At 57.4% G+C, this 22542-nt stretch carries 12 protein-coding genes; 6 read left to right on the plus strand and 6 right to left on the minus strand.

Going from position 1 to position 22542, the window contains the following annotated elements; translation table 11 throughout:
- Window positions 1–35 precede the first annotated feature (35 nt).
- Window positions 36–1556, plus strand: coding sequence for an acetaldehyde dehydrogenase ExaC (gene exaC, locus AC4PCC_RS08965; protein ID WP_492127137.1), 1521 nt, complete (start codon window positions 36–38; stop codon window positions 1554–1556).
- Window positions 1557–1562: 6 nt separating this feature from the next.
- On the opposite strand, the gene AC4PCC_RS08970 is transcribed toward exaC, so the two are convergent.
- Window positions 1563–3746, minus strand: coding sequence for a putative bifunctional diguanylate cyclase/phosphodiesterase (locus AC4PCC_RS08970; protein WP_492127138.1), 2184 nt, complete (start codon window positions 3744–3746; stop codon window positions 1563–1565).
- 4 nt (window positions 3747–3750) lie between these two features.
- The gene (locus AC4PCC_RS08975) at window positions 3751–5130 is read right to left on the minus strand and encodes a cation:proton antiporter (protein ID WP_492127477.1); all 1380 of its coding nucleotides are present in this window, start codon (window positions 5128–5130) and stop codon (window positions 3751–3753) included.
- Window positions 5131–5575: 445 nt separating this feature from the next.
- Here AC4PCC_RS08975 and AC4PCC_RS08980 point away from each other — a divergent pair, with 445 nt between their 5' ends.
- A complete protein-coding gene (locus tag AC4PCC_RS08980) occupies window positions 5576–6052 on the plus strand; it encodes a YciE/YciF ferroxidase family protein (RefSeq protein ID WP_067701013.1) in 477 nt (158 codons plus the stop codon).
- A gap of 126 nt (window positions 6053–6178) precedes the next feature.
- On the opposite strand, the gene AC4PCC_RS08985 is transcribed toward AC4PCC_RS08980, so the two are convergent.
- Window positions 6179–14698: a glycoside hydrolase family 94 protein gene (locus AC4PCC_RS08985; protein ID WP_492127478.1), complete on the minus strand. Its 8520-nt coding sequence runs from the start codon at window positions 14696–14698 to the stop codon at window positions 6179–6181.
- Window positions 14699–15096: 398 nt separating this feature from the next.
- On the opposite strand from AC4PCC_RS08985, the gene hemB reads away from it, so the two are divergent.
- Window positions 15097–16074, plus strand: coding sequence for a porphobilinogen synthase (gene hemB / locus AC4PCC_RS08990; RefSeq protein ID WP_416248481.1), 978 nt, complete (start codon window positions 15097–15099; stop codon window positions 16072–16074).
- Between the two features lie 140 nt (window positions 16075–16214).
- On the opposite strand, the gene AC4PCC_RS08995 is transcribed toward hemB, so the two are convergent.
- Window positions 16215–16523: an EthD family reductase gene (locus AC4PCC_RS08995; RefSeq protein ID WP_492127139.1), complete on the minus strand. Its 309-nt coding sequence runs from the start codon at window positions 16521–16523 to the stop codon at window positions 16215–16217.
- Between the two features lie 252 nt (window positions 16524–16775).
- On the opposite strand from AC4PCC_RS08995, the gene AC4PCC_RS09000 reads away from it, so the two are divergent.
- Window positions 16776–19160 (plus strand): beta-glucosidase, encoded by a 2385-nt coding sequence (locus AC4PCC_RS09000; protein WP_492127140.1) that lies wholly within the window; start codon window positions 16776–16778, stop codon window positions 19158–19160.
- Window positions 19161–19226: 66 nt separating this feature from the next.
- On the opposite strand, the gene umuC is transcribed toward AC4PCC_RS09000, so the two are convergent.
- Both umuC and umuD read right to left on the minus strand, forming a co-directional pair.
- A complete protein-coding gene (gene umuC / locus AC4PCC_RS09005; RefSeq protein ID WP_492127141.1) occupies window positions 19227–20489 on the minus strand; it encodes a translesion error-prone DNA polymerase V subunit UmuC in 1263 nt (420 codons plus the stop codon).
- A gap of 2 nt (window positions 20490–20491) precedes the next feature.
- On the minus strand, window positions 20492–20911 hold the full coding sequence (gene umuD / locus AC4PCC_RS09010; RefSeq protein ID WP_492127142.1) for a translesion error-prone DNA polymerase V autoproteolytic subunit: 420 nt from the start codon (window positions 20909–20911) through the stop codon (window positions 20492–20494).
- A 709-nt stretch (window positions 20912–21620) separates the two neighbouring features.
- Between umuD and AC4PCC_RS09015 the strand changes: the two genes are divergently transcribed.
- Both AC4PCC_RS09015 and AC4PCC_RS09020 read left to right on the plus strand, forming a co-directional pair.
- Window positions 21621–21908 carry a hypothetical protein gene (locus tag AC4PCC_RS09015; RefSeq protein WP_492127143.1) on the plus strand — a complete coding sequence of 96 codons (288 nt, stop codon included), beginning with the start codon at window positions 21621–21623 and terminating at the stop codon, window positions 21906–21908.
- Window positions 21909–21917: 9 nt separating this feature from the next.
- Window positions 21918–22517 carry a helix-turn-helix transcriptional regulator gene (locus AC4PCC_RS09020; RefSeq protein WP_492127144.1) on the plus strand — a complete coding sequence of 200 codons (600 nt, stop codon included), beginning with the start codon at window positions 21918–21920 and terminating at the stop codon, window positions 22515–22517.
- The last annotated feature ends 25 nt before the right edge of the window (window positions 22518–22542 follow it).

The following is a 22542-nucleotide window of genomic DNA, read 5'->3' on the forward strand; positions in this document are numbered from 1 at the left end:
CTAAGGCGGGGCGTACGACCCCAGGGGAGAAGAAGATGCGTTACGCATATCCGGGCCAAAAAGATTCGCTGATCGTTCTTCAGTCGCACTACGGCAACTATATTAACGGTGAGTTTGTCCCGCCGGTAAACGGCGAATATTTTTCCAATAGCTCACCGATCAACGGCTCCCCGGTGGGGCAGTTTCCACGTTCCGACCGCCAGGATGTGGAGAAGGCACTGGATGCAGCGCACGCCGCCGCTGAGGCCTGGGGCAAAACCTCGGTGCAGACGCGCTCGCTGACGCTGCTGAGAATTGCCGATCGACTGGAGGAGAATCTGGAGTATCTCGCCGTCAATGAAACCTGGGATAACGGCAAGCCGGTGCGTGAAACGCTGGCCGCCGATATGCCGCTGGCGGTGGACCATTTCCGTTACTTTGCGGGCTGTATTCGCGCGCAGGAAGGGGGAGCGGCAGAGATTGATGAGTTCACTGCTGCCTATCATTTTCATGAGCCCCTGGGCGTGGTAGCGCAGATTATTCCATGGAACTTTCCGCTGCTGATGGCCGCCTGGAAGCTGGCTCCGGCGCTGGCGGCGGGTAACTGCGTGATCCTTAAACCTGCCGAGCAAACGCCGCTCTCCATTTCGCTGTTTGTTGAGCTGATCGGCGATCTGCTGCCTAAAGGCGTGCTGAATATGGTGCACGGCTTTGGGCGCGAGGCGGGTGAAGAGCTGGCGAGCAGCCCCCGCATTGCGAAAGTCGCCTTCACCGGTTCTACCGCTACCGGCGGTCATATCCTTGAGCTGGCGGCGAAGAACCTGATCCCGTCAACCGTCGAGCTGGGAGGGAAGTCACCGAACATTTTCTTTGAAGACATTATGCAGGCCGAACCGGGCTTTATTGACAAAGCGGCGGAAGGGGTGGTGCTGGGCTTCCTGAATCAGGGCGAGATCTGTACCTGCCCGTCGCGCGCGCTGGTGCAGGAGTCAATCTATGTGCCCTTTATGGAAGCCGTGATGAAGCGCATCAAAACGATTAAACGTGGCGATCCGATGGACACCGAGACGATGGTTGGCGCGCAGGCGTCGCAGCAGCAGTTTGACAAGATCCTCTCCTATCTCGATCTCGCCCATAAAGAGGGTGCAGAGCTGCTGACCGGCGGCGGCGTGGAGAAACTGGAAGGAGAGCTGTCAGGCGGTTACTACATTCAGCCGACGCTGCTGAAGGGGAATAACAGTATGCGCATTTTCCAGGAAGAGATCTTCGGGCCGGTGGTGGCGGTTACCACCTTTAAAGATGAGGCTGAAGCCCTGGCTATTGCCAATGACTCCATTTACGGCCTGGGCGCAGGCGTCTGGACGCGGGATATCAACCGGGCTTATCGCATGGGCCGCGGCATCAAAGCCGGACGCGTGTGGACCAACTGCTATCATCTTTATCCCGCCCATGCGGCCTTTGGTGGCTACAAGAAATCGGGCATCGGACGGGAAAACCATAAAATGATGCTCGATCACTATCAGCAAACCAAAAACCTGCTAATCAGTTACAGCACCGAGCCGCTGGGCTTTTTCTGATTTGGCTTACTCCTCCTCACGGGCCAGTAGCGTTGCAATCTGGCCCTCGGGTACTGCCTGCGAAAAAAGATATCCCTGAAGCTGATTACAGCCTGCTTCGGCCAGCGCCGCCATCTGGCTGCTGGTCTCTACCCCCTCTGCGGTAACCACCAGTCCCATCGCCTGGCCCAGCCTGACGACCGACTCAACGATCGCCATGGAGTTTTCCGTCACCCCCAGCGCCTGAGTAAACGAACGGTCGATTTTGATCTTATCGACTGAAAAATGGCTCAGGTAATTAAGGCTGGAATAACCGGTGCCAAAATCGTCCAGCGCAATATGGAATCCGACTTCACGCAGACGGCTCATAATCTTCTTCGCGCCCTTACTCTCTTCTATCAGCACGCCTTCGGTAATTTCCAGTTCGATGCGTGAAGGCAGGGTATTCTCCTGCTTTACAATCGCTTCGAAATGTTCGACGAACCCCGGCGAGCGAAATTGCAGGGGAGAGACATTAACCGCAATGAGCAGATCGGGCCATGCCAGTGACACGCGGCAGGCCTCACGCAGCACCCACTCACCGAGCTGAATAATCAGCCCCATTTCCTCCGCCAGCGGAATAAACTCACCGGGAGGAATGGCCCCCAGCACCGGATGATCCCAGCGTATAAGTGCCTCCAGCCCAACGACTTTCTGACCAGAGATATCCATCTGCGGCTGGTAGTAAACCGCCAGGTTCTGCTTATGCAGCAGCGCCTGACGCAGATCGGTCGCCACCTGCAGGCGCGTTTTGATGGATTCATCCATCAAGGGATCAAAGAACTGATACTGGCTCCGCCCCTGACTCTTCGCCTGGTAGAGCGCGATGTCCGCTTTGCGCACGATCTCGGCGCGGTCGGTATGCTCTCCGCTTACCAGCATGACGCCGATACTGACGCCAATCCAGGTTTCACTTCCCAGCAGGATGAAAGGGCGGGAGATATCCTCCACTATTCGCTCACACAGCCTCTCTACTTCCGCAGAGGTCGCCACGGCCGACAGGATAACCACAAATTCATCGCCGCCGAGGCGCCCCACGGTATCCTGTTCGCCCACCCGCTGCGTGAGCCGCTGCGCCACCTCAATAATTAAGTCATCGCCCGCATGATGACCGTAGGTATCGTTGACCAGTTTAAAACGGTCGAGATCCAGCAGCAGCAGCGCCACCTTGTCGCCGTCAGGATCCCGCATCCGCCTGCCGAGCGTCTGGGCAAGACGCTCTTCAACCAGCGCACGGTTTGGCAGGCCGGTCAGCACGTCATGGAAGGCCAGGTGCTGCGCCTGGGCTTCGCTGGCGCTGAGCTGGAGCAGCGACTGAGAGAGCCGCAGTGAGGAGAGCCAGAGGCGGCGGATCATCATCGTGCAAATAAGGGTAATAATCAGCAGCACGGCTACGACCAGCGGGGCGATGACGCCCAGCATCCGGGTGCCCGGCCTGTCTGCCTGCCACGCCAGGTAACCGAGTGGCTGGCCAGCCGGGCTTATCAGCGGGTAGTTAGCCGTAAGATGACGGAGAGGAGCCTTATCAGCATAGTAAAGCCCCTTAAGCTGGCTGCGCTGTGACAGGGCGTCGAGAAAAGCGCCGTCCAGAAAGCGGATGCTGACCAGCACAAAGCGACGAGGCTGGGCGGGGTCGCCATCAATGGTTCCCACCGCGAGCGCAGCGGGGCGGTTATCAATCAGCGCGAATCCCACGCTTTCACGGCGCGCTTTCAGGCCGGAAACGGCGTGGCTGAGCCCGGTAAGCGCAGTCGCCACGGCCGGCCTGACAGGTATCGCGCTGTCGGGGGGCACGCTGCGGCCATTTTCCCACAGGTAGACCGGCTGGCCGTCAGGACGCAGGATATCAACCCGCTGATGACCAAACATGCCTGAAAGCCATGCGCCCACGTTCTGATCCAGCCAGGCCTGGTCAGGCGGAGTATGCTGCACATGGCGCGCCAGCGGCTGCCACAGCGCCAGGCTGCGATGCTGGATTATCATCTCTCTCAGGCTTTGGGAAAGAGACGTTTGAATAATATGGTGCTGACGCGCCGCGGCCTCGGCATTACTTTTTGACGTGGCCCAGTAGACAGCATAGCCCGCGCCGAGAAAGGTAATCAGCAGCACCAGCACCAGGGGCGCGAGGATCTCACGCAGGAAGTGCGCGCGAAAACTGTCTGATATTTTCATCTGTTTACCCGTGCGATTTCTCTTTTTCTGCGGCCTCTGCGGCAGCTTTAGCCGCTGCGTCAACCTTAGCCTGACGCCAGTTGACCAGCGGCGTTACGGAAATGCCGTGTACCACTACGCTGGCAACAATCAGCGTAAAGGCCATATTGGCCATGCGGTTCGCCTCATCGCCCCCCAGGCCGTGGGTGTAAGCCCATGCAATGTAGTTGATACTGCCAATGCCGCGAATACCCAGCCATCCCAGTATCAGCCTCTGCTTGCGCGGCGCACCCATCCCAATGGTGGCCACCCACACCGACAGAGGGCGAATCACCACAAACAGCAGCAGCCCCATCAGCAGGCCCACTGGATCCCAGTGGTGAGCCAGGGTGATGCCCAGCACGATAATAATCCCTGCGGCAAACAGCCTTTCAATCATATCGCCAAAGGAGAGGGCATCGCCCACTACCAGGCCCACGGAGCTGGCGGCGTTCGGCTCGCCTGACTCGTGACGAATATGCGGGTTAACCATCAGCTCAGCGGGGGGGCGGTTATCGCTGTCCTTAAACGCATCCGCTGGCTGCCGACGGGTCACGCGCATTTCAGCGCGTCGCAGACCGACACCTGCGGCAAAGGCGGCGAGAAAGCCTGAGGCATCAAGTGACTGTGCCGCAGCGTAGCTGAGCGCAATCAGCGCCAGTGCCAGGAAGTCATTAGGCGCAACGTCCTGGTGGGTATAACGTAAATGCGTCGCATACTGACCGACGAAGCGTCCCAGCAGAAAGCCAATCGCGATGCCGCCGACGATAGCCCATAAAACATCGATCAGGGCCCAGTGGCTGAACATCGCCAGCGTCAGATCGCCCTGGGTGGTTAGCAGCAGCATTGCCAGCATCAGCAGCGGCAGGGCGCTTCCGTCGTTCATGCCCGCTTCGCTGGAGAGCGAGACGCGCAGATTATCATCATCCCGGGCATCGTTAACCGCGATCAGGCTGGCCAGCACCGGGTCCGTTGGTGCGACAATTGCGCCAAAGGCCAGCGACAGCGGCCAGGAGAGGCCGGTCAGAAAATGCGCGGCCAGCGTCACGCCGCCTACCGTCAGCAGCATGCCTGGAAACGCCAGACGCATACCCATGCGCCAGCCCTGACTCCGTAAAGGCAGACGCAGCTTCAGCCCGGTGATAAACAGCGAGGCGGCCATGGCGATCTCGGTCAGGTTTTTGGCCAGCTCAGCATGCGCGGCGACATCCACCTGGAGCAGATCAAGCACCCAGGGGCCGCAGATCACCCCGGCGATAAGGTAAAGTGCAAAGGTGGTGATAGGTCCGCGGTTAATCCACCCGGACGCCAGCGACATTAACAGTAATAAACCACCGGTTGCGGCAGTCCAACCCAGAAATTCCATCATTACTCCTTTATTGCGGCAAAATCACTGCGATAAGTATGGACGACAATGCGGAAAGCGGCATAATATCTGCTTGAATTAACATATTTTTTTCAGTCTTTGCAACAGATTGCAGGCCTTAGACCCAGCGAGACGCGTGAAAAGAGAAAACAAACCTCCGGCAAGATGCCGTAAAAGGCGCGGGATAGAGGCATTGCCCCCGACAACCTTGACGATAATTCTGTTAAATGCATCACATAAAGAATAAATGCCGATAATAAAACATAACCCGATGATTAATTAACGCTTTAATTATTCTTTTATCGCTCAGATAATGTATTTTAATTAATAAGCCTCGCATTGTCTTTTTATCACCTACTATTATCTACGTTACCGAGATTATTATTTCATGCTGGTCAGAGTTTATATTAATTCCTGGCCTTAATTTATTATTCCGGAGCCGATTATGTCTATTACTACTTTAGAAGAACTTTTTATACATGACCTGTCAGATATTTATAGTGCAGAAAAACAGATAACCCGAGCCCTGCCGAAAATGGCGCGCGCCGCCACCAGTGAGACGCTTGTTGCGGCCTTTAATAAACACCTTGAAGAAACCCGCGGCCAAATAGAGCGCATTCAGCAGCTGGTGGACGTCACCGAAGGGGTGAAAATCAAACGTATGACCTGCCATGCGCTGGAAGGGCTGGCAGAAGAAGCCCAGGAACTGATCGATACCGTCGAGAAGGGAGAGGTTTTAGATGCCGGGCTGATTGGTGCGGCACAGAAGGTGGAGCATTATGAAATTGCCACCTACGGTACGCTGCACGCCATGGCGTTAAAGCTCGGCTATAAGGACGCGGCTAAGCTGCTGGCAGAGACGCTGGCGGAAGAAAAAAGTACCGATGAAAAACTGACCCAGATCGCTCAGGCTGCGGCATAACACCCACAGGATAAAGGCCAGGCGTTTGGCGTCTGGCCTTTACTCATACCCTGTTTCTTCCCGCAGCATCGCCCCGACGGGGCGTTATACGCCCCTCACCTTTACCCGGCCACAGTGACCTTTCGTTTATCCCGCGAGAATGACTTTAACCTGATGCTCCTCGCCCCTGACGCTCAGTGGGATTATCGCCTCCTCCAGCTTTACGCCATCCATCCAGAGTTCATAATCCGCCGTGCCGCGAATGACCTCAATATGGTAACGGCTGGTGCCTTCACGCCAGGTGAGCGTCAGCGCCGGCCATGCCAAAGGCATATGCGGGTGAATCGTTAAGCCTTCGCCCCGGCGTTTAATGCCCAGCAGGGCTTCGATCAGCAGACGGCTGGTCCAGCCCGCCGAGCCGGTATACCAGCTCCAGCCTCCGCGTCCGATATGCGGCTCAACGGAGTAAACATCCGCAGCCATCACATAGGGTTCGACCTTATAACGCTGCGTGGCTTCCGGCGTCAGGCTGTGGTTTATCGGGTTTATCAGTGCAAACAGCTGCCAGGCTCGCTCGCTGTCACCCATTTCCGCAAAGGCCATAATTGCCCAGATGGCACCGTGAGTATACTGGCCGCCGTTTTCCCTCACCCCCGGCAGATAGCCGCGAATATAGCCCGGATCGGGGCCGTTCCCGTCGAAAGGCGGCGTAAGCAGTTTGATCAGCCCGTTGTCATTATCAACCAGTTTATCGTCAAGCGACTTCATCGCCATCGCCGTGCGCTGGGCATCGCCTGCATCCGAGAGCACCGCCCAGCTCTGCGCGATAGCGTCAATCTGACACTCTTTACTGAGGTGTGAACCCAGGGGTTCCCCGCTGTCGAAATAGCCGCGCAGGTACCATTCACCATCCCAGCTGTGCGCCTGGAGATTCTTTTGCAGCTTGTCCGCCTGATCCCGGCAGAGCGTCAGGGTGTCATTATCACCCAGCGTTTCCGCCAGTGCCGCATAGCGCCGCAGTACCGTATAAAGGAAGAAACCCAGCCAGACGCTCTCACCGCGTCCGGCAATCCCAACCTGGCTCATGCCGTCATTCCAGTCCCCGGAGCCCATCAGCGGTAAGCCATGTTCACCGAAAACCAGGCCGCGTTTGATGGCGCGAATACCGTGCAGCCAGACTGACTCTTTCAGGGTACTGACAGCCGACTGTTCATAGAGGGACTCCTCGTTAGGTTCCAGCTGACGCGCCTCCAGATATCCCGCCTGTTCCTCAACGAGGGTTTTGTCCCCCGTGGTCTCCACGTAGTGGCAGATCGCCAGCGGAAGCCACAGGAAATCATCTGAGCAGCGGGTGCGTACGCCGTGGCCGGTTGGAGGATGCCACCAGTGTTGCACATCGCCTTCGGTAAATTGCCGGCTGGCACAGAGCAGGATCTGTTCACGCAGCCGCTCGGGCAGAGCATTGCTCAGCGCCAGACAATCCTGGAGCTGATCGCGGAAACCCCAGGCGCCGCCGGACTGATAATAACCGCTGCGCGCCAGAATACGGCTGGCCAGGGTTTGATAAAGCAGCCAGCCATTTGCCAGCAGGTTGACGCCCGCATCGGGCGTGTAGAGCTGGATCTTGTCCAGTATGTGGTGCCAGTAGTCGTGGATACCCGCCAGCTCCTCTCTGACCTTCGCCTCATCCAGCCAGACCTCAATCAGCCTTTCCGCCTCAGCCCGATCCTCACCCACGCCGAGGATAAAGATAAAGGTGCGCTGATCGCCGTCGATAATGGTCGTCGCCGACTGAACGGCGCCGCAGGGATCTAATCCCACGCCGGTCTTGTCAGAAAGCCGCTGCATGCCCAGCGCTGCGGGCTTGCTGAGTGACCCGTTGCGGCCGATAAACTCACGGCGGTCGCCGGTTACCGAGCAGTGAACGCCGGTTAACGCGATAAACGCCGTTCGCCCGGCGTCGGTATCGCGATAGTGATTGGTCGCCAGGATACCGCAGCCATTCACCACCCTGGCCGGTGTGGTTGCCACATGCAGCGCCGTCTTACTGCGATGCTCGCCCAGCGTCCACTCCACGTAGCCCGTCATCGAGAGCCTGCGGGTATGGCCTGAATGATTAGAGAGGGTTAACACGGCCAGTTTTACCGGGGCATCTCTTGCCACCAGCACCCGCAGTTCGCTGGCGATACCGCTGTACTGATGGCTGAACTGACTGTAGCCAAAGCCGTGATGGGTTACGTAGTCGCATTCGGTTCTGGCGGGTAAGGCCGTGGGTGACCAGAATTCGCCGCTCTCCTCATCCCGCAGATAAAGGGCTTCACCCGAGCTGTCGCTGACCGGGTCGTTTTCCCATGGCGTGATCCGGTATTCATGCGCGTTGCCAAACCAGCTGTAGGCCTGACCGCTTTCGGAAATAACGCTGCCAAAATCCTTGTTGGCGAGAATATTGGACCAGGGAGCAGGGGTGCTTTGCCCCGCTTTCAGCACGATGCAATACTCCCGGCCGTCCTGGCTAAAGCCGCCGAGGCCGTTAAAAAAGTGCAGTTGAGAAATGTCGAACGCCAGCGCATCAGCCGGGTAATCAGGCCGGGGCAGGCGGGGGATCAGGGGGATAAGCTGTAGCGTTTGCGGCGGCATCTGTATCGGCTGGGTCAGCTGATCCGCCAGGCTGCCGCGACTGTCGTCAAGAACCAGGCTGGCGGCGCTGAACAGCAGCGTCAGATCTTCGCTGCTTAACAGTTCGGTTTTGCGCACGTACAGGCCGCCCGGTTTATCCGTCAGGGCGGCGGACGGGCCGGACGCGATCAGGCTGGTTACCAGTGTAAACAGGCTTTGCTGATAACCTCCACGCGTCTGTACGAGGATAACCAGATCCACCTCCAGCCCTTTCAGCTGCCAGTAATGATGCGCCTCGATAAGCGTTTTCAGCATGCCGAGGTTATCTTCACTGCCGATGGCCAGCACGGCTATCGGCAGGTCGCCAGAAATCGCATTGCCCCACAGCCCCGACTGTCCGCGCCGGTTGCGGCTCAGCACCTCCCGGTCCGCCCGCATCTCCGTGACCGGGAAAATAACCGCAGAGGCAAGCTGGTTGAACAGCATGGCGTCGCCTTCGCTGGCATTCAGCTGCCGCAGCACCACCTGACTGTGGGACCATGCCATTTCAAATACCCGATCGGCGATGGTGCGGTCGCGATATTTTTCCATCAGGGCCAGGCTGCTATCACGGCTGCTGCTTACGCCATACATCACATCGACCACCACCGGGACGCCGGGTTTCAGGCGGATACGCTGGCGGATTGCCATAATCGGGTCCAGTACCGCCCCGGCACCGTTCCCCAGTGGCCCAGGCCGGGTCAGCGCCAGTGGTGTGGTAGGGGTGCGACCACGGCCAATAAAGGCGGCGCGATCCGTCTCGAAGGAGGTTTCCCGGCCAACCGAACCGTTAATCGCCACCAGGTGGAACAGCCACGGGATCTGTTCTGCGGCTTCCCGTGGACGACGATGGCAGAGTATGCCCTCCAGCGCCGGAAGCAGGGTGGTTTCCACAAACAGGTTGCTGAAGGTGGGATGCGCCAGTTCGCTGCTGGCCGGTGCCAGCACCACCTCGGCGTAGGTAGTAAGCTCAATTGTCCTTGCGCGACGACCACGGTGCGTTAGCGTGATTCGTCGCAGTTCAACATCGTCTTCCAGCGAGACGACAATATGGCTGTGGATACTGAGTGAGCCGGTGGTGACGCGGAATTCCGCCCCCGCATCGGTAAACAGGGCATGGTACTGCGCGCCTTTGTTACCCGTCGGTTGCCAGGTGTTGCTCCAGACTTCACCGCTCTGTGGATCGCTCAGATAGCAGAAGGTGCCCCGATTATCCTTTGTGCCATCCGCCCGCCAGCGGGTCAGGGCCAGATTATTCCAGCGGCTGTAACCACCGCCAGCGAGGGTAACCATCAAGTGGTACTGGCCATTCCCCAGCAGCTGGACCTCCGGTAAGGCCGTATTGACGTCACTGAACTCACGCTGTTCCAACGCAGGCTGCTGAAGCGTGCCCTCATTTGACTCAAATTTACGGCGGCGAGTGAACAGCTCGACCGTGGTTGGCACGCGCTCCTGTAGCAGCAGGCGCGCTGATGCGAAATCGGGATTTGCGGCAAAGCGTTTTACCATCGGCGCATCCAGCAGCAGATTCGACAGCGCCAGAAAGCCCATACCCTGGTGGTGGGCCATCCATGACTCAATGATCACCTGTGACTGCCCCTGCGGCAGGCGTGAAGCGGTAAAATCGAGCGCCTCGTAAAATCCGTAGACGCCATGTGCGCCCAGTTTTTCCAGACTCTGGAGGTTTTTAATTGCTGCCTGGGCGTGCACCGGCAGCGCCAGCAGCGTGGCGTAAGGCGCGATGACCATATCCTGACTCAGGCCGCGCTTAAGCCCCAGCCCCGGTACGCCAAAGGCGTGATACTGATAATTGTGCTGATTGTCAAAGGCATACCAGGCCGATTCGGAAATTCCCCAGGGAATACGGTGCGCCTTGCCCCAGGCAATTTGCTGCGTCACCGCCGTCTGGCACATGCGGGAAAGCAGGGTATCCGGCCAGAGCGGCATCACCAGCTGTGGCATCAGGTACTCAAACATTGACCCGCTCCACGACATCAGCACCGGATCGCCATTGATCTCGGTATAGAGGCGGCCCAGTGCGAACCAGCTCTTCAGCGGCAGCTGATTGGTGGCGATGGTGACATAGTTAGTCAGGCGAATTTCAGACGGCAGCAGATCGTAGTGCCCGCTATCCAGTTTGCTGGACTCGCAGTCGTAGCCGACGCTCAGCAGGTTAGTGGTCGCGTTATACAGGAAGCGGAAATCCATGGTGGCATGGTCATCCAGCCGCAGCTCCAGCTCATGAATCATAGCCAGCCTTTTCTGCGCAACCAACCTCGCGGTGCGCAGTGCCTCATTCGCCCCCGGGGCAACCTGTTCGTGCTGTTCCACCAGCCACAGCAGTGAGGGGAAGGGCGTAACCGACTCACGTGGGGCGCGCCATCCTGCCATGAGCTGCCACTCTTCACAGACCGCTTCAAGCTGCTTATGAAGGTTTTGCAGCCAGCTACGGGTCAGGGCGGGCATGTCGTTCAGCAGCGCAGCGGCAAGCTCGCGCATGATAATCAGCTCGGGCAGGACCTTATCCGGCGGCTGACGGTGGGCTATCTGTAAACGCTGACGCAGCGGCTTAAGGGCGGCGGGCATTTTCTCCCCCACCTCATGTTGCAGCAATCTTAGTGTGTCATCCACGCCGGCCAGCACGCTGGGAATATCCAGAATGGGCGCGTAACGCCAGGCCGCTATCCCGGTTTTGAGGGTCAGCAAATGACCGGCCAGATTACCGCTGTCGACGCTGGAGACGTAGCGCGGATGGAGCGGCTGTAGCGTATGGGTGTCGTACCAGTTATAGAGATGGCCGCGATAGTGCTCGAGTTTATCCAGCGTATCCAGCGTCTGGGTGATGCGCAGCAGCACCTCCTGCTGGGTCAGGTAGCCAAAATCCCGTGCGGTCATCGTGGCCAGCAGCGAGAGCCCGATATTGGTGGGTGAGGTGCGATGCGCCACGCGGCGCTGGGGGATCTCCTGGACGTTGTCCGGCGGCAGCCAGTTCTCCTCTGCGGTAACAAAGGTGTCAAAAAAGGCCCAGTTTTCGCGGGCAATCTGCCGTAAATAGTTTCGCTGTGGCTGGCTGAGCGGCTGTTTTGCCACGGTTCTCGGGCGGCTCAGCCACGCCAGCACGGCAGGCGTCGCAACCCAGCACAGGCAGAGTAAGAGCGCGATAGCCATCATTGGAGGCGGTGATAAACCGCTAATCAGCAGCAGGAGAATACCGGCGAGTGGATTGATCCACATGACGCGATAAAAGGCGATCACAGACGGCGCTGAGCGGTTTCTTCCGGCGTCAGAGCCGACCCACTCATGTAAATAGCGGTGGCTGACGCCGAGACGCCACAGCGTGACGGCAATCGCCCGCAGCGAGTAGAGACTCTGATGCGGCATCGTAGCGATCTGCATCGCCGTGGTCAGCAGCTGGCTACGGGTTCCGCGCAGCACGGCGCGAATATGCTGATAGAGGGGATTACGGCGATTTTTCTTCAGCAGGCCGATGACCAGCGCGGCAACGGTCGGCAGCAGCAGGGCAACGGGCAGACAGGCCAGCCATAACAGCGCATCAGGGGCTGGCGACAGGGCATAAAACAGCGTAATCAGCAGGCTGGGTGCCACCAGGCTCCGACGTAAATTATCCAGCAGTTTCCAGCGGGAGAGGTGGCTGAGGGGGTTATCAGCCCGGCTGCCGTCAGCCCGTCGCACTTTTAGCCGCAGCCAGTTAAGCAACTGCCAGTCGCCACGCGTCCAGCGATAGCGGCGCGCCACATCCGCCAGGTAATTGTTAGGGTACTGCTCATAAAGCACGGCATCGCTTAGCAGGCCGGAACGCGCGTAGCATCCCTCCAGCAGATCGTGGCTGAGCACCAGGTTTTCCGGGCAGCTGTTATGGGTCGCCAGCATGAACATATCCACATCGTAGATGCCCTTGCCGACAAAGGATCCTTCTCCGAACAGGTCCTGATAGATATCCGAAGAGATGGCCGAGTAGGGATCGATGCCCGGCTCGCCGCTGCACAGTGCAGCGTAGCGGCCCTGACCGCCCGTTGGGATCTCCTCCGCCAGGCGCGGCTGAAGGATGGCGTAACCCTCCGTGACCCGCAGGCGATGCGCGTCCCAGACAGGCAGATTGAGGGGATGCGCCATCGCCGCGATCATCTGATGCGCCATCTCCCTGGGCAGCAGCGTATCGCTGTCCAGGGTAATAATGTATTTCACCGCCGCCAGCACTGACTGACTGGCCCCGACGATGGTCGAAAACGGCGTATCCTGCCCGCGCAGCCAGCGATGCAGGGCATAGAGTTTACCGCGCTTGCGTTCATAACCCATCCAGACGCCCTGTGCCGGGTTCCAAATTATTTCGCGGTGCAGCAGCGTAAATGCCCTGTCATGCGCACCGTCGCGCGGATGAAGCCGGTTCAGCGCGCCAATTTTGTTGGCCGCATAGGCCAGCAGCGCCGGGTGTTCTGGCGCCTGCTGGACCGCGCTGTCGTGAAAGTCCGTCAGCAGCGCATAGTAGAGGTTAGGCTGTGCATTCCCCAGGTAGCAGATGTGCAGATGGTTTACCAGCGCATCAATATGCTGTTCACTGCCCAGCTGGCAGGGGATCACCACCAGCGTCTGACACGTGGCCGGAATACCGGCGGAAAAATCCATGCGCGGCAGCGGCTCAGGCTTACGGCTACGGGTCAGGGTTTCGCTCAGCATCGCGACGGTGAACTGGCTAACCACCACGATGACCGGTAACGTCAGCAGTAGCAGCGACCACCCCATTCCCTGGCGATAGCCGTGAAAAAGAAGTTCGGTGCTAAAGGCCATGACCAGCAGGCTCATACTTCCCAGCCACCACAGCAGCGGCGTCTGATTGAGCTGACTGCGCAGCAGCGAAAGGGGATGAAAATGTGCGTTCAGCACGCTGTCCAGCTCTGCCCGACCCTTGCCGACCAGATAATAGCCTACGTGCCGCCTGACGCTATCTGCCGGTGCCACGCCCGCCAGCACCACCACTTTACGGGCAACGGCCTCTTCGCTAAAGGCACTGTGGCGCGCCAGGACCTCGATATGATGACGATAGTTATCCCGGGTATCGAAATGCATTTGGGCGTAAATGTTGGCCGGATCCTGGCGCAGGCACTGCTCCACCAGGCTTACCGACTCGGCGAAATCGGCCCAGTTAATTTCATTGAGCTGGCGCAGCCCGCTGATGCTGTTGCTGACGGAGAGCTGATTGCTGCTCAGCTGCTGGTTAAAGCGACTGACCAGCTCGGCAGAGGTTAGCCCGGCTTCGGCGATGCGTTTTTCCACCCACAGCAGCGGCAGCGCCAGACGGGAGCCGTGACCCTGTAGCCCTCTGATCATCTCCGCAATAAATGCGCTGCTCTCCGGCGGCTGGCTTTGCACCATCTCTGCCATTACCACGATAAGGTTGGCCGGATCGTTCTCCTCGCACTCCAGCATGCGCCTGACCCACTCCTCAGCAAGTGCGCGCTGCTGGTGGGCGTGGGCGACGTCGATCGCCACCCGGTGCAGGTTTTCAATCAGCGCCAGGCGCAGCATGCCCGGCAGCGCCCAAAGTTCGCCCAGCGTAAGCGGGCTTACCGTCTGATAAGCGGTGATAAACCGCGCCAGGAGACTGAGATCCCAGTGGGCGTCACTGTGTACGATCGCCTCGGTCGCAATATCGTAGATGCGCGGGCCGTAGTGTGGCAGGGCGATTTGCGGAAGCCCCTTACCAAAATTAAACGGTAACAGCTGCCGCACCAGCCTGATTTGTTCCTCAATCAGGTAGAAGTTATCCAGCAGCCACTCACCCGCCGGTGCCCGACTGCTTTTGTCTCCCTGGCTGATAACCTCACAGCTTTCGGCCAGGCTTACTTCGTTATCATTCAGCCTTTTCAGCAGGTAGTAAGGCTGTTTTTGCTGCGTCAGACGGTGGGAACGGGCCAGTTTCTCGCCGTAGCGCACCATCTGTTCTGCTGAGTAAAGCTCCGGCTTAACGCTGGCATAGTCGTTTTTTTCAGGCATCGGGACGCGCTGCCCGATCGCTTTGCCGCTAAATGGGTTTCTCACGCATCAATTCCTTATACGTACGCACCGGGCTTAAGTAAGGGCAGGATGGCACGCGTGATAACAGACAAGTCTGGAAGAGTAGGGCAGGTCGGATACTTCACCGATGAGGGTCAGGGCGAAGATCAGGGGTGAAGGGCCTGGTCACCTGAGCATAGCAGTCTCATTGCTGGGACGAGCGCTTTATCCATGAAAGTGCGAGGCCGCGCACTAAGTTACACATTCTGTGCCGTCCGGGGTGGGAAGAAGGCCACAAACGTTGTCAGAGGGCACGCGGAGGTATACTGTTAGCAGACTCATTTTTTCGTCACCGCCTGCCGTTCGGGCTGGTGATTAGCCGCTAAACCGAGGTTGTTTTGTCCAGTTTCTCTCTCAGCCAGCGTCCACGACGTCTGCGTCAGTCCCCCTCTCTTCGTTCACTTTTCCAGGAAACATCGCTCAGCATCAACGATCTGGCGCTACCGATCTTCGTTGAAGAGGGCGTTGATGACTACAAAGCGATCCAGGCCATGCCTGGCGTGATGCGTATTCCGGAAAAACGTCTGGCCTTCGAGATTGAGCGTATCGCCAAAGCCGGGATCCGTTCGGTGATGACCTTTGGTATCTCACATCATACCGATGAGACGGGCAGTGATAGCTGGCAGGAGAATGGCCTGGTGTCGCGTATGTCGCGCATCTGTAAGGATGCGGTGCCGGAAATGATCGTGATGTCCGATACCTGCTTCTGCGAGTACACCACCCATGGTCACTGCGGCGTGCTGCACGATCGCGGGGTGGATAACGACGCCACGCTGGTGAACCTCGGCAGGCAGGCGGTTGCCGCCGCGCGCGCCGGGGCTGACTTTATTGCACCTTCGGCGGCGATGGATGGTCAGGTTGCGGCGATTCGTCAGGCGCTGGATGAGGCCGGGTTTACCGATACGGCGATCATGTCCTACTCCACCAAGTTCGCCTCTTCATTCTACGGCCCGTTTCGTGAGGCGGCAGGCACCTCGCTGAAGGGTGACCGTAAAACCTATCAGATGAACCCCATGAACCGCCGCGAAGCGATTCGCGAATCCCTGCTCGATCAGGCTCAGGGGGCGGATGCGCTGATGGTTAAGCCAGCAGGCGCCTATCTGGATATCATTCGCGATGTGCGTGAGCGCACCGATCTGCCGCTGGCGGCCTATCAGGTCAGCGGTGAGTACGCGATGATTAAGTTTGCCGCGCAGGCCGGGGCAATCAGCGAGCGCGATGTGGTGCTGGAAAGCCTGGGCGCAATTAAGCGCGCCGGTGCCGACCTGATTTTCAGCTACTTCGCGCTGGATCTGGCCGAAAAAAACCTGCTGTAATCGCCGGGCGACGCTCAAACGCTGCCATCCAACCGGTGGCAGAATGCGCTGCTCAGGTGGGACGGGGAGAGGTAAGCGCGCCGTCTATACCCTGTCAGCCTCAGGCTGACAGGGTTTTTTTATGCCGAACCGGCGGTGGTTTACTTCACGACTTCCGAAATCCACTGTTGCGGGGTGAGGTTGGTAAAGTTCGCAACGTCCCCGACGATCTCGTCAATATGGTCGGCCATGCCCTTTTGCAGATCCTCAACGGAATGACAGATCAGATGGCAGGCCGCGATATAAGGCGCCGGTTCGCCTTCGGTCGTGCCAACGATTTTATCTATCGACCAGGAAACCAGGTAGTGTCCCATTCTCTTCTCGACCAGCGGCAGATGCACATCGCGGTAATAGTCATAGTCAAACCGGGCATTTTCAGTGTTGGGGTACATCACGCTACATTTAATCAAAACGTTCCTCCTGACAGGGAAATCGTCGCACCTTCGCGGGCGCGTCTTCGAGCCAGATAAGTATAGTCAATCAGGATGCAGAGTAATTAGCGTTACGGGGCAGGCCCCTCTGCCCGTGCGCTTCGACGGCTGCGTATTCGATCTCTGTGCGCCAGATCGCTGAAAAACAACGGCTAAAGGTGGTCTAATCCCAGACGATGAATAACGGAAAGGGCATTCACCCGCGGTGAATGCCCTGATTGAGGGACTAATATGAAAAAAAGAGTGCTTCGCCTGAGCCTGCTCGCCGCCTGCTCCCTGCCTTTTTCTGCCGCTTTTTGCGTCCCCCAGCTTACGGATACCGCCTCCATATCGGGAGTGATTGCCGCCATGACGCTGGCGGAAAAAGCCGCGCTGGTCACCGGAACCGGTATGAACAACTCGGCGAAGGTGGCGGGCGCGGCAGGTGCCACCCTGGCTATCCCCCGTCTGGGCATTCCATCCATCGTCTTTGCCGATGGGCCGGTTGGGGTCAGGCTCGGGGCCGGGCCGACCGGTGGCGCAAAGCGCTTTGCAACTGGCTTCCCGGTGTCCATCGCGATGGCCGCCAGCTGGGATCCGGCGCTTATTCAGCGCGTGGGCGGTGCAATAGGCCGGGAAGCGCGGGAGAGGGGCGTGGACTTGATGCTTGGCCCGGCGATCAATATTCAGCGTAGCCCGCGTAATGGACGCAATTTTGAATACTTCTCTGAGGATCCGCTGCTGAACGCGCGCATCGCCGCCAGCTATATTCGTGGGCTGCAGGCGCAGGGCGTGGGGGCGGTAGTAAAGCACTTCGCGGCGAATAATCAGGAAACCCGTCGGCAGACCCTTAATCAGATCGTCTCCGAACGTGCGCTGCGTGAAATCTACTTTCCCGGCTTTGAGTATGCGATCCGCGAGGCTCAGCCCTGGGCAATCATGAGTTCTTATCCGGCGATTAACGGCACCGCCGCTTCGCAGAATACCTGGCTGTTAACGCAGGTCCTGCGCGACCAGTGGCGATTTAACGGCATGGTGATGTCCGACTGGTACGGCGTGACCGATCCGGTGAGCGCGCTGCTGGCGGGCAACGATTTGAATATGCCGGGTGGGAAGTCGCAAAAGGACACGCTGTTTGTTCCCCGCAATACCGACCCGCAGGAGGTGGTGCTCACGGCGCTGAAGTCCGGTGCACTGACGGAAAAACAGATTGATACTAACCTGACCCGCATTCTGCAAACGGTGGTGAAAACCCAGGCGTTTAAGCAGGCTATGCCGCCGGAGGAGGCTGCACCGGCTGATCCTGCGGCGCTGGCACGGGAGGTGGCCGCGGACTCTATGGTGCTGCTGAAAAACAGTGACCATACGCTGCCGGTCAGGCGCGGTCAGCGCATTGCCGCCTTCGGCAAGAACGTTCACCGTTTTTTTGACACCGGTGGCGGCAGCGCCGAGGTCAATATTGACCCGCAGCAGCGGGTTAGCCTGCAGGAAGGGATGCGTAATGCGGGCGTGACCTTTATGGATACCCTGGATAAGCAACGGCTGGATGAAGGTAGCCTGGATAAAACCCTGCGCCGTGCGGTGGAAAAAAGCGATATTGCGCTGATTGCCATTGGCCGCAGCTCAACGGAGGGGGCCGACAGCTACACGATGGCGGTGCATCCGGATGAGCTGGCGATGATCGCGAAAGTGTCCACTGCCTTTCACCAGCAGAATAAAAAGGTCGTGGTGCTGTTAAATATCGGTTCGCCGATTGAAATCGCCTCCTGGCAGCCCCAGGTCGACGCTATCCTGCTGGCCTGGCAGCCGGGCCAGCAGGGCGGCAACGCCGTGGCAGATATTCTGACCGGTAAAGTCAGCCCTTCCGGCAAACTCCCGCTAACCTTTCCGGTGCGCTATGCCGATACGCCCAGCTTTGGTAATTTTCCCGGCAACAGTAAGACGGTCATTTTTGGCGAGGGCATCTATGTCGGCTATCGCTACTACGACACTAAAGGCATCGCGCCCGCGTATCCTTTTGGCCACGGTCTCTCCTACGCGAAAATCGAATATGGACCGGTCACGCCGTCCTCCCTGGTCTTTGACATTGATAAGCAGCAGAGCGTGACCATCAGCCTGACGCTGCGCAATGCCTCGGACAGAACTGCCAAAGAGGTGGTGCAGCTGTATGTGGGGGATAACGTCGCACGTCTTGACCGGCCGGTGCAGGAGCTGAAGGCCTTTGAAAAGGTGACGCTGAAGGGATGGGAGTCTAAAACCGTTACCCTGCGGCTGGATAAGCGCGCCTTCTCATACTACGACGAAGACCGACAGGACTGGGTGCTGGAAGGCCCTTTTACGCTGCGAATAGGGCGCTCATCGCGGGATATCGTGGCCGAGGTGCCGCTGCGGGTCACCTCGGCCACGCCTGCCTACTCGCTTGATACGCCGTGGATAGCGATACAGACCTGGGAGGAGGCCGCCCGGGTAGTGGCAGCGGTTATCGGTGATGAGGCGACCAATGCCTGGATAATCGGTTCGCCAACGCTGGGGGAGAAGCTCGATCAGGCCTTTCAGCAGCAGCCGACACTGGCCGACAGCCCGTCGAAGCAGCAGGCTGTCAAACAGTCTGTTTTGCAGCAGATCAACGCGCTGTAGCACCGCGCGGGCAGGCTGCGGGACATCGACTTTGCGCGTCCGGTAGCCTGCCTCGCCGTGTATGATTCACTTTGCAACGGGCAGGTCGGCATAACGGGTGGTCCAGGCGGGGGACAGCATCTCCCGCTTCATTGCCCAGCTTTTCTGCGTTCCCTGCCCGGCAAACCAGATTTTGCCTTTCCCCGACTGATTCAGTCGGTCGATCACGCCCATCAGCGCCTCGCTGTTAGCCTGGGGTTGCCTGTCGTCAAACAGATTGAGCTGTGCCACGCCCTCGCTAAAGAAGTCACTCAGCATCACGCCAGCCTTCATATAGCGATGACCGTCCCGCCATATCCTGTCCAGCGCCTCCGTGGCCGTACGAATAATGTCGCGCGTATCATTCGAGGGGGTTAGCAGGGTGCCGGAAGCCTGGTTACCGTAGAAAATTTCGCCCTCCGCGTGGGGGCTGGTGCGGACAAAAACGCTGATAAAGCGGCAGTACTGCTCCTCCTGACGAAGCTTTTCGGCCGCGCGTTCGGCATAGGTACAGATAGCCTGGTGCATATCGCTATAGTGGGTGATGCGATGGCCAAAGGAGCGGCTGCAAACAATCTGCTGTTTGGTGGCGGGCATCGCCTCCATACTGAGGCAGGGTTCTCCCCGCAGCTCGCGTGAAGTACGTTCCAGCACCACATTAAAATGCTTCCTGATGACCCACAGCGCGCTGTCAGCCAAATCACGCGCGGTGTGGATACCCATCTGATGGAGTGACTTACTGATGCGCCGCCCCACACCCCATACTTCTTCCACCGGCACCAGCGCCAGCAGCTTACGCTGGCGATCGACGTCTGAGAGATCGACAACACCACCCGTTTTGCGCCAGGTTTTCGCCGCGTGGTTGGCGAGCTTGGCCAGCGTTTTGGTTTGCGCAATCCCCACGCCAACGGTCAGGCCCGTGTTCTTTAAGATCTGACTGCGCATCTGATGACCAAAGTCGGCCAGCGACATGCAGTGGCTGACGCCGGAGAGATCGATAAAGGCTTCATCAATCGAGTAAATTTCCACGGAGGGGGCCATATCGGCGAGCGTGGTCATCACCCGGTTGCTGAGATCGGCATAGAGCGCGTAGTTGGAGCTGAAAACGTGCACCTGCTGGCGGCGCAGCTCGTCTTTCAGTTTAAAGTAGGGTGCCCCCATCTTTATCCCCAGCGCTTTAGCCTCGGCCGATCGGGAAATAATGCATCCATCGTTATTGGATACCACCACCACCGGCTTGCCCTGCAGATCGGGGCGAAAAACGGTTTCGCACGAGGTATAAAAGCTGTTCACATCCACCAGGGCAAACATGGTTACTTATGCGCTTTCAGGGTAAAGGTCACCACGCCGAAGATCTCCAGCTCCTCTTCGCTGTGAAATACAATCGGCGTGTAGAGGCTGTTGTGCGGCATGAGTTGCAGAAAGGGGCGGGTACGCAGCTCTTTGACGGTAAATTCGCCATCAACCGCCGCGACCACAATGTCGCCGTGTTCGGCGGTCAGTGAGCGGTCGACAATCAGAAGATCGCCATCGCCAATGCCCGCGCCGCGCATGGAGTCGCCGCTGACTTTAACAAAATAGGTGGCGCTGGGATGCTTAATCGCCAGCTTGTTGAGATCGAGCCGGTCTTCAACATAGTCCTGGGCCGGGCTGGGAAAGCCGCAGGGTACGCGCTCGGTAAAGAGCGGTAGAAGCAGGGTGCTGCTAATTTCTCCGGGCGAAATGAACTGCATAATGGTGTTTCCGGGTTAACTGTATTTATATACAGTATCTGTAAAAACGCGCCACAATCAAGACGCTTTCCGGAATATTTATGAAAGCGCTTGAACAGGCAGGGAATTTAGCCTGGCGTAAATTACCCCCAGGGTGAACCGGCAATGGATAATGGATAACGCTGACGGATAAGTGATAAACCGATAACGAGGCTAATGAAGTGATGCTTAACAATCTGACGTTTCAGGCAGGGGAGGTATTATGTGGATAACTTACTTGAGCGGCGGTTTTTCTCATCCCACACCGGAAACAGAGTTTAATTCTGCTTAACCAGGAAAAACAAAATAATATATTTATGACTTTATTTATGGATTATGTCGGAAAATGCGCTCTTCATTATCATTAATCTTTTAATAAAGGACGGGAAAGCCGTCACTCATGGAATAATATGCTTATTTTTCTGGAGTAATCTGCCATATAGTTTGATGGTTTATTGTCATGCTCAAGCGGTACTGGTTTTTTACCGCTTTCTGTAACATAAGATACCCCGTTGCAGGTGGTTCATCTGGGTAGCGTGATTCAATTTACTAAAAAGGATGGCAGTTTATGGAAAGAGTGCTGGTTGGATATTATATTGGGAGCAATGTTCAGCTTGAAATAGCCCAGAGAAGGCTAAGTAATTTTGACTCAAAAAGCAGGAAGATACGCTGTTATATTCTCAGGGAAACCATGATGAGGCTATTCCTGTTTCTGTTGGAAAATGCCAATGGGAAAATTGTGACGAACGAGCAGATTATGTATAACGTCTGGGATCTGCATGGCCTCAAATCATCCAGCCAGCGGCTATGGCAGGTTATGCAGGCGCTGAAGCTGCGGCTGGCCACGCTGGGCGTTGAGCACGACTTTATCATGCGCGTTGAGACGTTTGAAGTTAAGGGCCACTGTTTGAAGCGGGAGATGATTAAGCCCTTCTATTTTTATATTGAAAAAAAAGCGCCTGACGGATATTTACCCTGAGAAAAAACGATGAGAATCTGTATATATTCTGAGGATGCCTATTTTACGCTGGGTCTGGCTGTCCATCTTTCTTTGATGGGGTATGATCCCTACGTACCGGATCCTGAGGAAGAAAGTATTGCGCAGCCAAACGAAAGAGAACGTCCCCGCGCAATAATCATTGATTCCAATAAGCGTGAGAAAATGGAGAGAATTTTACAGAGTTATTCCGCCAGAAAAACCTGCGCGGTATTAATCGATGCTTATCAGGAAAGTATAAAACATAGCACCCGATTCAGTATGTTGGTTTCCAGGAAATTGAGCGGAGAGGCGATGGCTGAGGAGATAATCAGGCATCTTAATCGCAGCGTACCGCCCATTTGCCCGCTATCCCTGCCTGAACGTATTATCATCTGCCTGCTGCTTCACGGTGAAACGCCCGGGGATATCGGCAGGACGCTGAATATCTCCGTGAAAACCATCTCACACTACAAATTAAACGCGATAAAAAAGGCGGGGATAAAAAGAATTAACAATAAGTCGTTGTTATGCTTAGGTGAATATCTTGATAAGGTCATTCTGCTTAACGATTTTTACGGGGTACCGCCCGGCAGCCCCCCCGAAAAGTAAAGGGGCACAGATCTTACAATAGCGA

This window comes from Erwinia sp. L03-1, assembly GCF_058686115.1.